Origin of the sequence: Streptomyces sp. BBFR102 (assembly GCF_051397025.1) — a bacterium.
GTDB lineage: Bacteria > Actinomycetota > Actinomycetes > Streptomycetales > Streptomycetaceae > Streptomyces.
The window spans coordinates 3,475,951-3,494,821 of the sequence record NZ_CP195757.1 but is presented as its reverse complement, the minus strand read 5'-3'; the positions used below and the strand labels follow the sequence as shown (position 1 = coordinate 3,494,821).

Here is an 18,871-nt window from a genome sequence, read left to right as displayed (position 1 = left end):
TGTCCGCTCTGGCTCACCGAGGACTCCTACGTAGGGGGGAACTTCGTCATCGCCGGTTTACGCTACCGGGTTCCCTCCGTACGGTGCCACGCAGCTCAGGGCGGACCGGCCCCTCCCGGAGGCCGGTCCGGCGGGGTGTAACAGAACACGCACCGACGGCGCTGTTGACGGCCGTGCGGCGGCCGTCGGCCGTTCACGGGCGGGGCCGGACCGGGTCGTTCCACCTCAGGCCGCCCGCAGTTCGAGCCGGGCGCCGAACTCCCGTACCACCGGCTCGTCCTGGAAGGGCGTCAGCCGCTGCTGGAGGTCGTCGAGGTACTCCGTGCCCCGGCTGGAGCGGAGCGTGCCGAGGAGTTCGGCGGCGCGGGTGCCGGTGTGGCAGGCGCGCTCGATGTCCCGCTCCTGGACCTGGGCGGCGGCGAGCAGGCTGAGACCGATGGCGCGCCGCCTCACCCGGGTGACGGGGTGCCCGGCGATGGCCTGTTCCGCGTACCGGGCGGCCTGGGCGGGGCGGCCGAGGTCGCGGTGGCAGTGGGCCAGTTCGTCGGCGAGGTAGGCGTGGTCGAAATGGCTGATCCACACCGGGTCGTCGGCGCTCTCGGTGCCGGCCTGTTCCATGGAGTCGGCGGCCCGGCCCATCGCGGCGTCGGCGGCCGGGCCGTCACCGAGCAGGGCGTGGCCACGGGCCTCGGCGGCGTGGAAGAGGGCTTCGGCGCGCGGGGTGGCCCGGCCCTTGGCTCCTTCCTGGGCGGCCCGGGCCAGCTGGGCGATCTCGCGCGGATTGCCGAGTTGGGCGGCGAGGTGGCTCATGGAGGCGGCCAGGACGTACCCGCCGTACCCCCGGTCGCCCGCGGCCTGGGCCAGGCGGAGGGCCTGGATGTAGTAGCGCTGGGCCAGCCCGGGCTGTCCGGTGTCGACCGCCATGTACCCGGCCAGCTCGGTGAGGCGGGAGACGGCCAGGAACAGCTCCCGGCCGACGACCTCCCGGTAGGACCCGGCGAGCAGTCCGGAGACGACGCTGTTGAGGTAGTGGACGACGACGGGCCGCACGTGTCCGCTGCCGTACTGGTGGTCCAGGTCGACGAGGGCCTGGGTCATGGCGCGCACGGCCGCGACGTCGGCCTGGCCGACGCGCGGCCCCGCCTGGCGGCTGACCTGGCCGTCGGGGACGGAGATCAGCCAGTCGCGGCTGGGCTCCACGAGGGCCGAGGAGGCGACCGTGGAGCCGGAGAGGAAGTCGCGGCGGCCGACGTCGCTGCGCCACAGCTCGCAGACCTGCTCGATGGCGCCGAGCACTGTCGGCGAGAACTGGAGACCGACGCCGGAGGCGAGGTTCTTGCCGTTGGCCATACCGATCTCGTCGATCGTGACCGTGCGGCCGAGTTTGCGGCCGAGCGCCTCGGCGATGATGCCCGGGGCGCGGCCGCGTGGCTGCTGCCCGCGCAGCCAGCGCGCCACGGACGTCTTGTCGTAGCGCAGGTCCAGTCCGTGTTCGGCTCCGCACATGTTGACCCGGCGGGCGAGACCGGCGTTGGAACAGCCCGCTTCCTGGATGAGCGCTTGCAGCCTTTCGTTGGGCTGGCGCGCGACGAGTGGCCTGGCGGCCATGGCGTACCCCCTGCTGTGCACCGTGGACCATCGGATGGGCCTGAGGGACCCGCTCCCTCAGGCGGTGGTGGCTGTCTGTCACCGTCCTGGCGTGATCAATGCCCGGGCAACACGCGGAAGATGCGCGCTTATCCGGAAATGCCCCTGTGTCCCATTCTTCGAACGAACGCGCTGTGTACCGTTTTTCACCCCAGTGAGTGAGGTTGGGAGGCCGAACCCCCGTGGGGCCAGGGCTCGTCGGGCCGGTACCGGCGTACGGACTTGCCACCGCGCCCAGCGTCCCTCCGTCCTGGCTACCCCCGGCCCGCCCCCGCCGCCCGTACGCGCCCCCGGAGATGCCCCCGTGCGCCCCGGGTGCGGAATCGATGCGCCATCCCGGCGCACGCGGGGCCCGTAACCGGAGGTGGGCGCGGGAGTTGAGCTGGGCGTGGAAAAGACCATGGGAGTCACAGCGTCCGGGCAGATCCCCCAGCAGCGCGGCGAGCAGCCGCTGGACACGGCGGTGCGGTACGCCGAGGAACGCCATTGGGACGTGGTCCCCGGCGCCTGGCTGGAGGCGGTCGCGGGCGACGAACGCTGCTCCTGCGGCGAGAGGGCCTGCCCCGCGCCCGGCGCGCACCCCGCTCATGCGGAGTGGCAGGCGCAGGCCACCGGCAGCGCCACGGTCGCCCGCAAGCTGTGGACGGGGCAGCCCAGGGCTTCCGTCCTCCTCCCGACCGGCCGGGCATTCGACGCGATCGACGTCCCCGAGACCGCCGGGTTCCTCGCGCTGGCACGAATGGAGCGGATGGAGCTGGCGCTCGGCCCGGTCACCCTCAGCCCTGACCGCCGTATGCAGTTCTTCGTCCTGCCCGGCGCCGCCGACAAGGTCCCCGACCTGATCCGCGCCATCGGCTGGCTCCCCTCCCGCCTGGACCTGACCGTCCTCGGCGAGGGCGACTACGTGGCGGCGCCCCCGACCCGCTTCGGCTCCGTCGGCGCCGTCCAGTGGGCGTGCCGCCCGACCTCGGCCAACCGCTGGCTCCCGGACGCCGAGAACGTCATCAGCCCGCTGGCTTACGCGTGCGGAAGGGATATCGGCGCCGGGGTGTGATCTCCCCAGTGCGTGAGCGCGGGCGGGCAGGCGGACCGATCGGGGCGCCTGCCCGCCCGCCTGCCGTGGCGGTGGATACACGCGCCCGCCAGCCCGCCCGGGCGACTCACGACCACCTCGCCGCGACACACCCACACAACCCCTCCGACCTGCCGGTACGCGGACTTTTCCACAGGCCGACAACACCCCCCGGGGAGCCTCCACCGAGGTTATCCACAGGCTCGCCCCGGTTCTTCCGTCCGCTCGTAGGGTGACCGTCATCGGGGGCGGGAGACCGCCCGACGGGGACGAAGGGGCTGGACATGACGAGGGAAGCCGAACGGGCCCGCGTACGCGACGAGGAGGCCGCGACCGCCGCCTCGGGCGCGAGGACACCGGGGGCCGCCGTACCGGCCGTGCGGGTGCGCGGGCTGGGGAAGCGGTTCGGGCGGCAGACCGCTGTCGCGGGGATCGACCTGGATCTACCGGCGGGCAGGCTGATCGGGCTGGCCGGGCCGAACGGCGCGGGCAAGACGACCACCCTCTCCATGGTCACCGGCCTGCTCCGGCCCGACGAGGGCACCGTGGAGGTGGTGGGCCACGACGTGTGGCGCGACCCGGCCGAGGCCAAGGCCCGGATCGGTGTGCCGCCGCAAGGGCTGCGCCTCTTCGAGCGGTTGTCCGGCCGCGAACTCCTCTCCTACGTCGGCCGCTTGCGCGGACTGCCCGGCGAGGTCACCGACCAGCGCGCCACCCGGCTCCTGGACGTCCTCGGCCTGGCCGGCTCGCAGCACAAGCTGGTCGTGGACTACTCGACCGGCATGCGGAAGAAGATCGGCCTCGCCTCGGCGCTCCTCCACGACCCCGAGATCCTCTTCCTCGACGAGCCCTTCGAGGGCATCGACCCGCACTCCGCGCAGACCATCCGGGAAGTGCTGGAGGGATACACGGCCGCGGGCACCACCGTCGTCTTCTCCAGCCATGTCATGGAACTGGTCGAGTCGCTCTGCGACCGGGTCGTGGTGATGGCCGCCGGGTCGATCCGTGCCGACGGCACCGTGGCCGAGGTGCGCGGCGACGCGGACTCCCTCCAGGCCGCCTTCCTGGAACTGGTCGGCACCCAGGACCGCGACACCGGCGGCACCCTCGACTGGCTACGGGGCGCCCGGTGACCTCGGCGACCCCGGTGACCTCCGTGAGCGACCACACGCCGCCGACCCCCGCACCGCCGACGCCCACCGCCGCCGGACGGCCGGGTAGCGCCGGACGGCCGAGCGGCACCGGACAGCGGAGGAGCGCCGGACAGCGGAGCGGCGCCGGTCGACCAGGCAGCGCCCACGGAGGGCTGCTGCCCGGAGCCGTGATGCCGTTCTGGTACATCGCCTGGCTGGTCCTCGCCGCCGTCTGGGCCGTCGCCGGGTGGCGTGACCCGGGGGGCGGCCTCGTCGCCGCCTCCGGGGCCGGCCCGCTCGTCGTCAGCGTGCTCATGTCGGCACTGGCGCTCGTCCCGACCGACAACCGGGGCAGGGCCTGGGCCCCCGAGACTCGGCCGGACGACGAGAAGGGCCCGGATGAAACGCTGGGACAGCACCACCAGGCACGCGTCGCGGCGGTCGCCACCGTCCGTCCGCTGCCGGCCGTCGCCCGTGGCCGCACCTGCGGGCGGCCGACCCCACCGCCCTCATCACCCTTCCGACAGGCCGTCCAAGAAGGGCTGAACCGCCGCCTGCCAGGCTCCCGGCTGGTCGTAGTGGACGAGATGGCCCGCGTCGGTGACCTCGGCGTACTGGCCCTGGGGCAGGACGCGGACCATTTCCTGGGCCTCGGCGCGGCCGAGGGCGCCGTCGAGGCCGCGGACGACGAGGGTGGGACAGGTGACCTGGGCCAGCTCGTCCCAGTGGGCGTCGTGGACCCAGGTCTCGCGGGTGCGGAGCATCTGGCGGCGGGAGAAGACGGGGCGCCAGCCGTCCTCGTGCTCGGCCATGACCTCGGCGTAGAACTCGCCGCGGGCGGCGTTGGGGCGCTCGACCCACGGGTCGTCCTCGCCGAACCACTTGCGGACGTCGCCGAGGGTGGCGAACGGGGTGGGCCAGGCGTCGAACCACTGCTCCCACTCCCGCTGCGAGGCGGCGCCCAGCGCGGAGGCGCGCATGTCGCAGATGACGAGCCCGCGCACGAGGTCGGGCCGGGCCGCGGCGAGCTGCCAGGCGGTGAGAGCGCCCATGGCGTGGCCGACGAGGACGGCGGGGCCGAGACCGAGCTGCTCGATGGCGGCGACGGCGTCGGCGACGTAGGTCTCGCGGGTGTAGGGCGCGTCGGTGGGCTTGGCGCTCCGGCCGTGGCCGCGCTGGTCGAGGGCGACGGCGCGGTGGCGCTCGGCGAGCCAGCGGGCGGTGCCGGCCCAGTGCGAGGCCCGGCCCATCAGTCCGTGCAGCAACAGCACACCCGGGGCGCGTCCGGCCTCGCCCTCCCCCGCCCTGTCCCCGTCCTTGGGCGGGTCGGCGAACTCCCAGGCGACCAGGGGCACACCCCCGGACCCGGTCACTTCGATGCGCCGCACCATGCTCTGGTACCCCCACAGTCTCTGGCTCGCCCGATCCGTGTCCTGGCTCTCGATCACGGCCGCGCCCTCCACCTCACGTTACCGAACAAGCATTCGACGATGTCTCCTCCTACGGGCTACACCCCACTTTCGAGTGACACCTTGCAAGGATTGCCACCCGCGCCCGAGGGGAGATCTCCAGCGGGAGGCGGACCGCTCGGGGAAACCGGTCCGACGGGAGTGATCCTGGGAGCTCGGGGCTCCGGATCACGACAGGGGAGGACAGGCCCCGGCGCCGATGGCGCCGGGGCCTCGTACTGTCCCGGCCGCCTCGTCGCACGCGCCTCCTCCGGCCCGGAGGGGGGAAGCCGGGGTGCGGGGAAGGGACGGGGCGAGTGAAGTGGGTGGTCAACGGGATGGCGGGGCGGCCGGGGCCCGACGCGGGGCGCGTGAAGGATCGGCGCATGGTCCGCCCCCTCCCCAGGCACCCCGGGTGGCACCGCGCGGGCAGGCGGAACCGGACCCAGGACGGTCAAGAGTCTTCACGTCATATGCCTGACGACAGCCTCGCACGAGCCACCCGCCGCGCGCTGCCGTTCCGCACACAGAATCTCCAACTCCCGGTCGAGAGCGGGCCCGTCGCCCCTTGCGGACCGGAGCACGGGCCTCAACCGCCCCGCGCGCTCACGCCCGGCCGCACCGACACGGGCAGCCCCGCCGCCACACGCGGCCCCGCAGTCACGGGCGGAGCCCCACCGGCACGCGCAGCCTCACCAGGCACCCGCGGCCTCACCCGACACGGGCAGCCCCGCCGGCACGGGCAGCCCCGCTGACGCCCGGCCGCCACCCGGCCGCCGCCCGGTCACCCGCGCCTGCCTCGACTGGAGACCGCACGCCGTCCGCGCCGCGCCGGCCACGCCGGAGCCCTCCTGTGCCGCCACGTCCTCAATCACGGCTGGTGCCGTCGCATCGGCACGGACGGGGCCGTCGAGATCACCCCGAGGGTGAACGGCGGCTGGGCACCCTGCTCGGCGCCGGGGGCACGGCCCCGCCAGTACGCGGTCACACCGACACACGCGGCCCCGGCGGCCGGGGCGGCGGCCCAGGGCGTGAAGAGGCCGGGGCGTCCCGGGTGGGGCGCCCCGGCCACGGGTGGACGGCTACGGCGGGCGGGTCAGCGCTTGGCGACGAAGACGTGCGAGGCGATCTCGCTGTTCAGCTCGGCGGCCTCACCGCTGGAGCCGACGAGGACGCCGCCGGCCGACTCGGTGACGCTGACCACCGAGCCGGGCTGCACGCCGGCCCGGCGCAGCGTGTACATGAGCTGGGCGTCGGTCTGGATGGGCTCGCCGATCCGCCGGACGACGGCGGTCTTGCCCTCGCTGCCGGGGTCGAGGTCGGCCAGCGAGACCATGCTCTCGTCGAGGAAGGGGTCGGCGCCCGCCTCCTCGCCCAGCTCCTCCAGGCCCGGGATGGGGTTGCCGTAGGGGGACTCGGTGGGGTGGCGGAGCAGGTCGAGGACGCGGCGTTCGACCGCCTCGCTCATGACGTGCTCCCAGCGGCACGCCTCGGCGTGCACCTGTTCCCACTCCAGGCCGATCACGTCGACCAGCAGGCACTCGGCCAGCCGGTGCTTGCGCATGACCCGGGTGGCCAGGCGCCTGCCCTCCTCGGTCAGCTCCAGGTGGCGGTCGCTGGCGACGGCGACGAGGCCGTCCCGCTCCATCCGGGCGACCGTCTGGCTGACCGTGGGCCCGCTCTGGTCCAGGCGCTCCGCGATCCGGGCGCGCATGGGGACCACGCCTTCTTCCTCGAGTTCGAGGATGGTGCGGAGGTACATCTCCGTGGTGTCGATCAGTCCGGACATTCGTGCCCCTCAGATGCTGTCGTGCGCTGGCCCTGGCCTCAATTCTGACCCATCGGCCAGGGAACCGTGCCGGGCCGCTCACGAGGGCGCTCACGGGAGCGCCGCGGCCGGGACACACACCCTCCACGTGCCTTGGGCGAACCGTCGGGACACCTTGACAGTGCACTGGTCCGGACCGCACCGTGAGCGCGTCGCGGCCCGGAGTCGATGCCGCCGGCCGCCCGCTCCGTACGCCACGCGCCCGCGCCACGTGCCGCTCACCGAAAGGCCACCGCCGATGACCTCCACGCCCGGTACGACGACCGCGCCCCCCTCCGCCGAGGCGGGCGGCCTCGCCACCGGCTTCCTGGACGCGGCGATGGCGCTGCTGGCCCGGGTCCGCGAGGAGGAGGCCGGGGCGATCACCGCGGCGGGGGCGCTGCTCGCCGACACGGCGGCCTCGGGCGGGCGGCTCTTCGCCTTCGGCGCGGGCCACTCCTCGCTCCCCGCCCAGGACCTGGTCTACCGGGCGGGTGGTCTCGCTCTGATGAACCTGCTGGCCGGCCCCGGTCTGGTCGGCGTCGACGTGCGGCCGGCGACGCTCGGATCGGCGCTGGAGCGGGTCGAGGGGTACGCCACGGCGGTGCTGGACGGTTCCCCGCTGGAGGCCGGGGACGCTCTGGTGGTCATCTCCCTGTCGGGCCGCAACGCGCTGCCGGTGGAGATGGCGCAGGCGGCCCGGGCGCGCGGGGTGCGGGTGATCGGGGTGACCTCGGTGGCGTACGCGGAGGGGACCACGGCGCGCAATCCTTCGGGGACGTTCCTCAGGGACCACTGCGACGTGGTGCTCGACAACAAGATCGCGGTGGGGGACGCGGAGTTGTCGGTGGAGGGGATCGGGGCGCCGTTCGCGCCCGCGTCCACGGTGGTGACCAGTGCCATGCTCCAGGCGGTGATGGCGAGTGCGGCGGGCGCGCTGCTGGAGCGCGGGGTGGAGCCGCCGATGCTCCGCTCGGGCAACGTCGACGGCGGCCACGCCTGGAACGCCGAGGTCTTCGCGACCTACCGCGACCGGATCTTCTACCAGCACTGACGCACCCGGGGTCGGTGCCTTCGTACGTGCCGTACCAAGCCACGCCGCCCCCGGGTGCGCGGATACGCGGATGCCCGTGTCAGGGGCGGGTCGCCAGGTCCAGGAGCGGGGCGATGTGGGCGGCGACGCATTCGGCGTGGGCGAGGTCGGCGCGTTCGAAGGGGGTGCGGGAGCCGACGCGCAGGAAGGTGAGGACGCCCAGGGTGCGGCCACGGCTGCGCAGGACGGTGCACAAGGCGTGCCGGGTGGTCTCGGGCCAGAGGTGGGCGGTGGCCCAGGCGCGGGCGGCCTCCTCGCCGCCGGGGCGGTCGGGGGCGATGGCGCCCGGCCCGGTGCCGGCGGCGGCGCGCAGGGTGCCGCCGCGTTCGGCGCACTGGAGGGCGGGGTGGCCCTCGGGATAGCGGGCGGGCATCCCGGCGGGGGCGCCGTTGGGCGGCTGGCCGGGTTCGCCGGAGGGGCTGGCGGCGGTGCGCAGCAGGCGGGCGGGGGTGTCGGCGGCTCCCGGGGCGACGGTGTCGATGAGGGCGTGGTCGGCGAAGCCGGCGAGGGCGAAGTCGAGGTGGGTGAGGGCGCCTTCGGCGGGGTCCTCGCACTCGGTGGCGACGCGGGCGGCCCGGTGGAGCTGGTGGGAGCGGAAGCGGAGTCGGGCGTTCTCCTGTTCGGTCTGCTTGGCCTCGGTGAGGTCCTGGAAGAGCCAGCCGACGCCGAGCGGGACGGGTTCCTGGGCCAGGGGTGAGGCGAGGCGGACGAAGCCGGACCGCCAGCAGCGGCGTTGCTCGCCCTCGTCGGTGCGGACGGTGACCCAGAGCTCGACGGGTGCGGCGGGGGTGCCGTCGGCGAGCACGTGGGTGAGGGCGGATTCGAGTTCCTCGACGCCCTGGAGGACGAGGTCGCCCAGGGGGCGGCCCAGCGCGGTGGAGCGGCTGGTGCCGAGCGCGAAGGCGGCGTGGGCGTTGAGGACGGCGAGGCGCAGGTCCGCGTCGACGAGGACCACGCCCCAGGCGGCGTCCTCGAAGAGGGCTTCACTGAGCGCGATGGAGCGTTCGAGGTCGATCTGGGTGTGGACCTCGCTGAAGGCGCAGTAGATCCCGGCGGGTTCGCCGTCGGGGCCGCGGACGGCGGAGGTCTGGGCGCGGACGAGGACGCGGCGGCCGTCACGGGTGAGGAGGGCGACGTCGTGGACCTCGCGGCCGCGTTCGGTGGTGACGCCGAAGAGGCGGTGCTCGACGTCGGCGGCGTCGCCGGGGCGGACGGCCCAGCCGGCGAGACCACGGTGGCCGACGGCTTCGGCGGCGCTCCAGCCGAGGACGCGCTCGGCCTCGCGGTTCCAGTGGGTGAGGACGTGGTTGGCGTCGAAGGCGCAGAGCGCGGCGTCCATGCCGTCGAGGAGGGCGGCGAGGAGGTCGCCGCCGTCGGGGCCCGGGTCCTCGGGGCCGAGCGCGTCGGTGGTTCCGCTGTGCCCGTAAGCACTCATCGGGCGCCCTCCATGGGCCGATTGCACACGATGTCCCGCATGTTGTCGCGCATGCCGTCCCGCACGTGGTCGAGCGTGTCCGCGCGCGGGCCTGGCCGCTGCACGGGATCTTGCACGTGCTGCTGCACGTACCGGCATTCAACTCGACTGTGGCGCGCCCCACACGGGGTTCGGGGAAATCGCCGGGGGCGGGGGGCTGCGAATATCCGGTTGAACACGATCGGGGGGCTTTCTAGGCTGGTGGTACACGAGAAGGGAGGTGGTTCGGCAGATGTACACATACCGGACGCGTGAGGTGACTGCGGGCTAGCGGCCCGTTGTCGCGTCTCCCCGGCTTCGGCCGGGTCAAGCGTGGCGCCGGTCCGGTGCGGGGTTCCGCTCCGCACAGCCGGCCAATCCCGAGCAGTCGCCCGGCCCGCGAGCCGCCGGTACGTCCGGCCGGCTCCCCCGCGAGGGGGAACCAGGTTCGCGGGCCGTCGCGTGTCCGCGCGGGGGTGGGCTCAGGGCGCGAGGCGTTCGATGCGCCAGCCGTCGTCCCCGTCGAGCCGGACGTACCGCAGCCGGTCGTGGAGGCGGTTCTCGCGTCCCTGCCAGAACTCGACGGTGCGCGGGGTGACGCGGTAGCCGCCCCAGTGCGGCGGTACGGGGACGTCCTCGCCTTCGGGGTGCCGGGCGGCGAGGTCGGCGTAGGCGCGGTCGAGGGTGGCGCGGTCGGGGACGACGGCGGACTGCTCGGAGGCCCAGGCGCCGATCCGGGAGCCGTGCGGGCGGGTGCGGAAGTAGGCGGCGGTCTCCTCGCGGGGGACCTTGGCGGCGGTGCCGGTGACGCGGACCTGACGGGCCAGCGGGTGCCAGGGGAAGAGGAGGGCGACCCGCGGGTTCTCCGCGATCTCGGCGCCCTTGCGGGAGTGGTGGTTGGTGTAGAAGACGAAGCCGCGCCGGTCGTACTGCTTGAGCAGGACGGTGCGGCTGTCGGGGGTGCCGTCGGCGCCCGCCGTCGAGACGATCATGGCGTTGGGTTCGTAGAGGCCGTCTCGGGCCGCGTCGGCGAACCAGCGGGCGAACTGCTCCATCGGTTCGGCGGCGAGCGCGCTCGCGTCGAGGCCCTCCCGGCGGTACTGCTTGCGCATCGCGGCGGGGTTCAGTGATTCGGACGCGGCCCGCGCGGGGCCGCCCTCTGCGTCGGTCACGCCGCCATCCTGCCGCACGCCGGCCGGGGCACGCCCGGGCCCGCCCGCCACCCGCTTCGCCCCGAGTGGCGCGGGGCTCGCGTACCGCGTTCGTGGCACTGAGTGCCACAGGGGCTCCCCAAAGGTGGCACTCGGAGGTATCGTCCGTGTTTCCCGGAGGGGCCGGCCGTACCCGCCCCCGGGCGCCCCGTCTGCTTGCACGCAATCGAAGGAGCCGCCTGATGTCCGACTTCGTACCCGGTCTCGAAGGGGTCGTCGCGTTCGAAACGGAGATCGCCGAACCGGACAAGGAGGGCGGTGCGCTCCGTTACCGGGGCGTCGACATCGAGGACCTGGTGGGCCACGTCTCGTTCGGGAACGTGTGGGGCCTGCTGGTCGACGGCGCGTTCGACCCGGGGCTGCCGCCCGCCGAGCCGTTCCCGATCCCGGTGCACTCCGGGGACGTCCGCGTGGACGTGCAGTCGGCGCTCGCCCTGCTCGCCCCGGCCTGGGGCCTGCGCCCGCTGCTCGACATCGACGAGAAGCAGGCCCGTGACGACCTCGCCCGGGCCGCCGTGATGGCGCTCTCCTACGTGGCGCAGTCGGCGCGCGGCCAGGGGCTGCCGATGGTGCCGCAGAGCGAGATCGACAAGGCCGACTCCGTCGTGGAGCGGTTCATGATCCGCTGGCGCGGTGAGCCGGACCCGCGCCACGTCAAGGCCGTCGACGCCTACTGGACCTCGGCCGCCGAGCACGGCATGAACGCCTCCACCTTCACCGCCCGGGTCATCGCCTCCACCGGCGCCGACGTGGCGGCCGCCCTGTCCGGCGCGGTCGGCGCGATGTCCGGCCCGCTGCACGGCGGGGCGCCCTCGCGGGTGCTCGGCATGGTCGAGGAGATCGAGCGGACCGGCGACGCCCGCGCCTGGGTGCGCCAGGCGCTCGACAAGGGCGAGCGGCTGATGGGCTTCGGCCACCGCGTCTACCGCGCCGAGGACCCGCGCGCCCGCGTCCTGCGCCGCACCGCGAAGGAACTGGCGGCGCCGCGTTACGAGGTGGCGGCGGCGCTGGAGCAGGCGGCGCTGGAGGAGCTGCACGCGCGGCGCCCGGACCGTGTCCTCGCCACCAACGTGGAGTTCTGGGCGGCGATCCTGCTGGACTTCGCCGAGGTCCCCGCCCCCATGTTCACCTCGATGTTCACCTGTGCCCGCACCGCCGGCTGGTCGGCGCACATCCTGGAGCAGAAGCGCACCGGCCGCCTGGTCCGCCCCTCCGCCCGCTACACGGGCCCGGCCTCGCGTTCGCCGCGCGCCATCGAGGGGTTCGACCAGATCCCCGACCTGGCCGCCTGACGGCCTCACGTACGTACGGAAGCGGGGCCCGGTCGCCGTGGTGGCGGCCGGGCCCGTCGCCGTGTCCGGGGTCAGAAGCGGTCCGGGGCGCGCTCGGGGAGCGGGGCGCGCGGAAGGGTGTCCGGCCGCTGGTTCTCGCGGGCCGCGGCGTTCGACTCGGGCGTCGCCCGGCAGGTGACGTCCCTGGCCGGGAGCCTGCCGGTGAGGAGGTAGCGCTCGACGGTGCCGTCGGTGCAGGCGTTGCCGCTCGGGTAGACGCCGTGGCCCTCGCCGCCGAGGACGGTGAGCATCGTGGAGCGCTTGAGGTCGGCGTGCAGGGCCTGGCCGCTGGGCAGCGGGGTCTGCGGGTCCCACTCGTTCTGCACGATGAGGGAGGGGACCTTGTTGCGGACCTCGGTGGCCGGTTCCTCGGACGCGTCCCAGAAGGCGCAGGGCTTGACGGAGGAGACGAAGTCGCCGTAGAGCGGGTGGCGGCCCTTGTCCTCGATCGCCTCGCGCCGGTAGGTCTCCGGGTCGCGGGGCCAGGCGGCGGAGTTGTCGCCGCAGGCCACGGCGAAGAAGCCGGCCGTCGCGTTGTCGCCGGGCGCCTCTGCGGTGGTGCGCGCCTCGGCGGCCCGGCCGGCCCCGGTGAACGGGGTGAGCTTCTTCGCGGCGGCGGGCTCACCGGCCGCGGCCTTCTTCAGCTCGGCGACGGCCTCACTGGCGTACCGCGGGGCGTGGACCGCCTGGCGCAGGCCGCCGCGGATGGCGTCGCCGTCGAGGGGCTGCCCGTCGATCACGATCGGCTCCTCGTCGGCCTGGCCGACCAGTTCCCAGAAGGTCCGGTCGACCTGCTTGGGGGTGGTGCCGAGGTCGTAGGTGTCGGAGCGGGCGGCGGCCCACCCGGTCCACCGGTCGAAGGCGGGTTCGGCACCCCACGCCCACCACTGGACCATGCCCCGCCAGGCCAGCGCGGGATCGACGGCGCTGTCCAGCACGAACCGGTCGGCCCGCCGGGGGAACATCTGCGTGTAGACGGCGCCCAGGTAGGTGCCGTACGAGTAGCCGAGGTAGGAGACCTTCTTCTCGCCGAGGACGGCGCGCAGCAGGTCCATGTCGCGGGCGGTGTTGCGGGTGGTGATGTGCGGGAGGACGTCTCCGGCCTTCTCGCGGCACTTGTCGGCGACGCCCCGCGCCCAGGCGACGTCCTTGTCGAAGGTCTCCGCCTTGTACGGCCGCAGCCAGTCCCCCTCCTCGGGGGTGAGGCCGCAGGAGACGGGGCTGCTCTCGCCGATGCCGCGCGGGTCGAAGCCGATGAGGTCGTACGAGGCCAGGGCCTTCTCGGGCAGCATCTCCTGGAGGCTCAGCGGCATGTACAGCCCCGGTCCGCCGGGGCCGCCCGGGTTGGAGAGCAGGACGCCGTGGCGCTTGCCGGGGGCGGTGCTCCTGATCCGGGATATCGCCAGGTCGAGCTGTTTGCCCTCGGGGGCGCGGTAGTCGAGCGGGACCTTGATGGTGGCGCACTGGAACTCGACCGGGACGTCGGCGTGGCACCTCTTCCACCGGGGCTTCTGCTGGGCGTACCGGTCGAGTCCGTGCTCGGCGGCCTGGGTCGCGGTGGCGGGCTGGGGGGCGGCGGCTGCCGGCGGGGTGGCGAGCAGCGGGGCCAGCAGCGCCGTGACGCCGACGGTGAGCGCGGGCGTGAGACGTCGTCTGCGCACGTCTTCGTTCCTTCCGGTCGCGTGGTCGGACAGGAGGGATCATTCAGCGGGATCGGGGGCGGCGGCATCGGCCGATCGGTATCTACTCCCCTCGTTCTCAAGGGTGTTGACGACCCGTGGCGGTGGGTCCGCGGGCGTAGGGGGGCAGCCGGGGGCCGTGTCGGGGGACCGTCCGCCGGGCGACGGCCTCGCGGCGGCGGGCCGTGTCGTCGGTGAGGAGGTGGGCGAGGCCGCGGGCCATGTCCATGCGGCCCTGGGACCGGTTCGCGGACGCCGGAGCGGGACTCGTCGGCGCCGAGGACGCCCGCCAGCCGGCTCCGCGAGGACCGCGTCCTCCGGCCCTTCGCCGACGGCCTCGCGGCCAACTGACACTGCTCGTTCGGCGACCCGCGCTGCCCTGATGCACCTGGCGTCCGCGCCACCCACCGCGTATCCATGGGATGACGCATCCACGGAGAAAGAGGCACCATGCACGACCGGGCCCATGCCAAGCCGACCGCCGCGCGGAACAGCCGTGTACCGGTCCGCACACCCGCGGTCGACGCGCCGACACGCCCGCTCGGACCGGCGTCGCCGCAGGGCCTCCTCGCGCTGCAACGCACTGCGGGCAATGCCGCCGTCGTCCAGACGCTCCGGCAGGCCGGGCACCTCCCGGAGCAGCATCAGCACGGAGCGGGCTGCGGCCATCAGCCGGCCGGGCAGCCCCAGGTCCAGCGCTCCGCCGTCCATGATGTCCTGCGCAGCGGTGGCCAGCCTCTCAGCGGTACCGTGCGCGCCGATATGGAGGCCCGGCTCGGAGCCGACTTCTCCGACGTCCGCATCCATAACGACAGCGCCGCCAAAGCCTCAGCCGCCGAGGTGGGCGCCCGCGCCTACACCTCCGGCCGCCACGTGGTGATCGGTGACGGCGGCGCGGACCGCCACACCCTCGCGCACGAGCTGACCCACGTCATTCAGCAGCGCCAAGGCCCGGTGGCAGGCACCGACAACGGCGCGGGCCTGAAGGTCTCCGACCCATCGGACCGCTTCGAGCGGGAGGCCGAGGCGAACGCGACGCGTGCGCTGTCCGGGCCCGCACCGGCGCGGGCGACCGACCACGGCCAGGGGCACGACCACGGGCCGGGGCACGCCGCCCACGCTGAAGCGCAGGTGCAGCGCGTACAAGAGGACGGGCCTCAGCTCTCCATCAGCCCTGGCAGCATCAGTGAGGGCACCTACGCCTACAAGGGCGGCACCATCACGGCGGCCGACTTCGCCACGGTGGCCAAGGCTCAGGCGGGCAAGCGCGGAGACGACTGGCACGCCTGCTACTTCGGCAGTGAGGTCGAGGTCTCGCTCGGCTACATGGTCCCCACCGATGAGCAGCTCGAGAATCACATGGCGAGCGGGAAGCGGCGGATGCCGGACATCGGCCTCACCCTGCTGGCGGCGCGGCTCACCAAGGGTCTGAAGGTCCTTGACATCACCGGCTCCGCCGCCGACTCCGAAGACATGGACGGGGCAAGCAAGGCCGCCCTCATCAAGGAGCAGCTCGGCATCCCGCAGGGGACGACCCTGATGGAGTGGGCCGCCGCCAACCAGTACGCCGTGCGCATGAGTTCCGCGCAGAACGCCACCACCAAGGAGATCATCGTCCCCTGGGAGCTGGTCACCCAGTACTTCAAGGCCGTGACGGCTTCGGAGCAACCCACGTGGAACGAACGCGAGATGAAGTACGAGGGCGGCTCACACACCCCCTGACGACCTCGTCCGCCCGAGGAGGTCCCCGCACCACCCGCGAGTTCGGCTACGCGTCCCCGTCGGGCATCGCGGCTCCGCGGCCCTTCGGCATCTCGCGCGGGGCGTCGAACCGGTCCCCGGGGAACCCGGAGGCGTCGCCGATCCGCTGCGGCGCGGCCCCCGGGGCGCCGGGATGCTCACGCGCCTTCCCCGCGCGGGGCTCGCGGGGTGCCGGGCGGCCCGGCGAACGCCTGGGCGAGGTCCAGCCAGCGGTCGGCGTCCGGCCCTTCGGCGTGTACGGCGAGGTCGCCCCGGTGGGCGCGGCGGGTGACGAGGAGGCAGAAGTCGAGCGCCGGGCCGGCCACCCGCTGGGGCGCTTCCTCGGGACCGTAGGCCCACCGGCCCTCCCCGTCCGGCGGGGTCAGCTCGATCCGGAACGGCGCCTCGGGCGGGGTCAGCCCGTTCATCGCGTACGCGAAGTCCCTGGTCCGCCAGCCCAGTCGGGCGATGTGCCGGAGCCGGGCGGTGGGCGCTCGGCGTACCCCGAGGGCGTCGGCGACGTCCTGGCCGTGCGCCCAGGTCTCCATCAGCCGGGCCGTGGCCATCGACGGCACGCTCATCGGCGGCCCGTACCAGGGCACCCGCGCCCCCGGTCCGGCCCCGCGCAACGCGGCGTCGAGCGCGGCCCGACCGGAGCGCCACCCGGCGAGCAGGTCGGCGGGCGGCAGCGCGGCCCCCGCCTCGGCGCCCTCGTCCACGAAGGTGAACGGCCGGGCCGCCGCCTCGGCCAGGTGCGCGTCGAACGCCGCCGGGTCGGTGACTGCCGTCAGCGCCACCCGGTCGGTCCAGATCAGATGCGCGACCTGATGTGCGACCGTCCACCCCTCGGCGGGCGTCTGGGCCTTCCATTCGGCTTCGCTCAACTCCGTTACCAGAGCGTCTAGTTCGCCACTCTCGGCGGCCAGGTCGTCCAGTACGGGCAAGGGATCGGACACGGCTCGTTCCTCCCGGGCGCGGCGGGCACTGCGGCGTGGCCGGAGCATGGCAGTGCGGGGGGAAACAATCAAGCGCGCTTGCGGGTTCCTTCGAGACCGGGCGCCGGGGAGCGCGGGTCCACGGGGAACAGGCCATTCCGCCCTCCCGGCCCCGTTGGCCGGTTCGGGCGTCGCCCCGCTCTCCCCCACCGCACTAGGTTCGCTCACGCTCACCAACCGGACCGGACGGACCACCGGCCCGGACCGGCGCCCGCGCGCGGGCGGCCCGCCTGCGCACCACCCCGAGAGGGAGACGCACCATGCCGCACACCACACCGGCGAGCCGCTTACGCCGAGGGCTCCTCGCCCTCACCGCCACGGCCGTCTCGGCGACGGCCGCGCTGGGCTTCGCCGCCGCACCGGCCGCCGCCGGGACGCCGTCACCCCGAGCCGGCGCGGCGGGGGCGGAGCTGGGCGGGGCCTGTACCGCCGCCGACCTCGGCAAGCGCCACGCGTTCGTCAAGAGCGCCGAAGTCGCCCCGACCATCACCCACTTCAAGGGCTGGTACGTCACCGAGGGCTCGCTGGGCTCGCAGACCGTCGAGACCACCACGCAGACCGTCATCGAGGTGTCGGTCGGGCAGAAGACCTCGCTCAACGCCGGCTTCGACGTGGAGACCCTCACCGAGGCGGGCGCCTCGGTGGACCTGGAGGTGCAGCTGACCGCCACCTCCACCGGCACCACGTCGAAGAAGATCACGTGGGACTTCCAGAAGCCCGGCTACTACGGCCTCTACCAGGGGACGAAGAAGGTCACCGGGACCTACGGCAGCCTCAACTGCAACCGGGTCGACCTCGGCGACGGCACCTGGGGCCTGCGCTGGGTCGAGGCCGCCGACCGGGGCAGCTACACCACGTACACGACGCTCGAAGAGGGCGCGGTGCGCTGCGAGGACTCGGTGCCGGCCGACAGCATCATGCGCAAGGCGCAGGACCTCCTCGACTGCGACCCGGCCGCCACCGGGCCCCGCCAGGCACCGGCGCCGAAGGAGAAGGCCGTACCGGCGCAGGCCACCCCGGACCGGGCGGACCGCACCACCGGCACCCGGGCGGCGCTCACCTGCGCCGAGGGCTACTACAAGATCGGCACCCCCGACCAGTCCCTCTTCTGGACCGCGCCGCCCGTCCTCCAGGGCGACACCGTCCAGCTGAAGCCCTCCACGGTCTTCAGCCTGAACCTGGACCAGTGGCAGATGTGCGACGCGCCCGAGGAGAACGGCATCGTCGAGCGGGTCTTCGTCAACCGCTCCAGCAACAAGTGCCTGGCCGTCGCGGAGCAGACCCCCGCCGACGAGGGGGCGCCCCTGGTGCAGACCGACTGCCGGACCGACGACCTCCAGCGCTTCCACCTCTACCGCGACGTCCCCGGCTCCGACCGGGTCGGCGTCCAGAACAAGCACACCGGCTACATGGCCGGCCACGACCGGCATGCCGAGAACCAGCCCGTGCGCCAGTACAGCGGCGGCCGGCAGGACGGCTCCGGTACGTACATCCTGGTGCGGGCCTGACCCTTGGCCGGACGCGCCCGGCGCCGCCTCAGGGCGTCCACGCCGGGTCGCGTCCGCTCAGGCCGACGACCTGGTCCAGCAGGGACGCGTTCTCGTCCACCGGGACCGGCGGACCGAACATGCCGCCGGTGTCCTCGCCGGACTCGGCCGCCGCCGACAGCATGGTGTACGCGACCTCCAGGTCCGCCGCTTCGGGGGCGTAGGGCTGGCCGGTGGCGCGGGCCAGGTCCCAGCCGTGGAGGACGAGTTCGTTCAGGGCGACCACTCCGGCGTCGGCGGCCGGGAAGGCCACGCCGCCCGCCTGCGTCATACCGTCCCACGCACCCGGGCTGCGCCAGGCGGCGGGCAGCTCGGTCAGCCGCGCGGCCAGCACCGGGCGCCACTCCTCATCGATGTCCGGGAGGCTCGCCCCCGGGTCGGTGTCCGTGGTGGGGCCCACGTTCTTCAGGGCCGCGTCCCGGAAGGCGAGGCTGAGCCCGCTGAGGTGGCCGAGGACGTTCCGTACCGCGTAGTCGGGGCAGGGCGTCGGGTCGTCGAGCTGTTCCGGGGTCACCCCGTCGGCCAGGGCGGCGACCGCCATGGCGGCGGGTCCGAGGTCGGGGTGGCTGTCGTGGGGCGTGGTCATGGCGCACTTCCTCTCTCTCCTCACCATGGTGACGGGGTGGGGCCTCGGAACTCGGCGGTGACGCGCGGGGCCTGCCGATCCTCGACTCTCGACAAGAACCCGCCCTCTTCGGCAACATGCGCACGAAGT

At 74.1% G+C, this 18,871-nt stretch carries 15 protein-coding genes; 6 read left to right on the top strand and 9 right to left on the bottom strand.

Translation table 11 applies throughout. From position 1 onward, the window contains the following. Window positions 1–225: 225 nt before the first annotated feature. Complete coding sequence (locus ACSLIC_RS15685; RefSeq protein WP_436738318.1) at window positions 226–1,608, bottom strand: transcriptional regulator; 1,383 nt, start codon at window positions 1,606–1,608, stop codon at window positions 226–228. A 439-nt stretch (window positions 1,609–2,047) separates the two neighbouring features. On the opposite strand from ACSLIC_RS15685, the gene ACSLIC_RS15680 reads away from it, so the two are divergent. Further along, entirely contained in the window at window positions 2,048–2,701 is a 654-nt protein-coding gene (locus ACSLIC_RS15680) for a bifunctional DNA primase/polymerase (protein ID WP_436738317.1), read from the top strand. 302 nt (window positions 2,702–3,003) lie between these two features. Continuing rightward, window positions 3,004–3,852: an ABC transporter ATP-binding protein gene (locus ACSLIC_RS15675; RefSeq protein ID WP_436738316.1), complete on the top strand. Its 849-nt coding sequence runs from the start codon at window positions 3,004–3,006 to the stop codon at window positions 3,850–3,852. Between the two features lie 512 nt (window positions 3,853–4,364). On the opposite strand, the gene ACSLIC_RS15670 is transcribed toward ACSLIC_RS15675, so the two are convergent. The 3 genes from ACSLIC_RS15670 to ACSLIC_RS15660 all read right to left on the bottom strand — a co-directional run bounded on the left by ACSLIC_RS15670 (window position 4,365) and on the right by ACSLIC_RS15660 (window position 7,089). Continuing rightward, window positions 4,365–5,243: an alpha/beta fold hydrolase gene (locus tag ACSLIC_RS15670; protein ID WP_436740382.1), complete on the bottom strand. Its 879-nt coding sequence runs from the start codon at window positions 5,241–5,243 to the stop codon at window positions 4,365–4,367. A gap of 928 nt (window positions 5,244–6,171) precedes the next feature. Continuing rightward, complete coding sequence (locus ACSLIC_RS15665) at window positions 6,172–6,372, bottom strand: hypothetical protein (RefSeq protein ID WP_436738315.1); 201 nt, start codon at window positions 6,370–6,372, stop codon at window positions 6,172–6,174. A gap of 24 nt (window positions 6,373–6,396) precedes the next feature. Beyond that, entirely contained in the window at window positions 6,397–7,089 is a 693-nt protein-coding gene (locus ACSLIC_RS15660; RefSeq protein WP_436738314.1) for a metal-dependent transcriptional regulator, read from the bottom strand. 277 nt (window positions 7,090–7,366) lie between these two features. On the opposite strand from ACSLIC_RS15660, the gene ACSLIC_RS15655 reads away from it, so the two are divergent. Then, window positions 7,367–8,161, top strand: coding sequence for an SIS domain-containing protein (locus ACSLIC_RS15655; protein ID WP_436738313.1), 795 nt, complete (start codon window positions 7,367–7,369; stop codon window positions 8,159–8,161). Between the two features lie 79 nt (window positions 8,162–8,240). On the opposite strand, the gene ACSLIC_RS15650 is transcribed toward ACSLIC_RS15655, so the two are convergent. Both ACSLIC_RS15650 and pdxH read right to left on the bottom strand, forming a co-directional pair. Continuing rightward, window positions 8,241–9,635, bottom strand: a complete 1,395-nt coding sequence (locus ACSLIC_RS15650; protein WP_436738312.1) for a PAS domain-containing protein — start codon at window positions 9,633–9,635, stop codon at window positions 8,241–8,243. Window positions 9,636–10,135: 500 nt separating this feature from the next. Continuing rightward, entirely contained in the window at window positions 10,136–10,825 is a 690-nt protein-coding gene (pdxH, locus tag ACSLIC_RS15645; RefSeq protein WP_436738311.1) for a pyridoxamine 5'-phosphate oxidase, read from the bottom strand. 221 nt (window positions 10,826–11,046) lie between these two features. Between pdxH and ACSLIC_RS15640 the strand changes: the two genes are divergently transcribed. Continuing rightward, complete coding sequence (locus tag ACSLIC_RS15640; RefSeq protein WP_436738310.1) at window positions 11,047–12,156, top strand: citrate synthase 2; 1,110 nt, start codon at window positions 11,047–11,049, stop codon at window positions 12,154–12,156. Between the two features lie 71 nt (window positions 12,157–12,227). Here ACSLIC_RS15640 and ACSLIC_RS15635 read toward each other — a convergent pair whose 3' ends face one another. Continuing rightward, complete coding sequence (locus tag ACSLIC_RS15635) at window positions 12,228–13,856, bottom strand: alpha/beta hydrolase (RefSeq protein ID WP_436738309.1); 1,629 nt, start codon at window positions 13,854–13,856, stop codon at window positions 12,228–12,230. A 468-nt stretch (window positions 13,857–14,324) separates the two neighbouring features. Here ACSLIC_RS15635 and ACSLIC_RS15630 point away from each other — a divergent pair, with 468 nt between their 5' ends. After that, complete coding sequence (locus ACSLIC_RS15630; RefSeq protein WP_436738308.1) at window positions 14,325–15,596, top strand: eCIS core domain-containing protein; 1,272 nt, start codon at window positions 14,325–14,327, stop codon at window positions 15,594–15,596. A gap of 176 nt (window positions 15,597–15,772) precedes the next feature. Here the strand turns inward: ACSLIC_RS15630 and ACSLIC_RS15625 are convergent, their stop codons facing one another. Beyond that, on the bottom strand, window positions 15,773–16,570 hold the full coding sequence (locus tag ACSLIC_RS15625; RefSeq protein WP_436738307.1) for a TIGR03084 family metal-binding protein: 798 nt from the start codon (window positions 16,568–16,570) through the stop codon (window positions 15,773–15,775). Window positions 16,571–16,869: 299 nt separating this feature from the next. On the opposite strand from ACSLIC_RS15625, the gene ACSLIC_RS15620 reads away from it, so the two are divergent. Continuing rightward, window positions 16,870–18,117 carry an RICIN domain-containing protein gene (locus ACSLIC_RS15620; protein WP_436738306.1) on the top strand — a complete coding sequence of 416 codons (1,248 nt, stop codon included), beginning with the start codon at window positions 16,870–16,872 and terminating at the stop codon, window positions 18,115–18,117. A gap of 28 nt (window positions 18,118–18,145) precedes the next feature. Here the strand turns inward: ACSLIC_RS15620 and ACSLIC_RS15615 are convergent, their stop codons facing one another. Then, window positions 18,146–18,742, bottom strand: a complete 597-nt coding sequence (locus ACSLIC_RS15615; RefSeq protein WP_436738305.1) for a TIGR03086 family metal-binding protein — start codon at window positions 18,740–18,742, stop codon at window positions 18,146–18,148. Window positions 18,743–18,871: the final 129 nt, after the last annotated feature.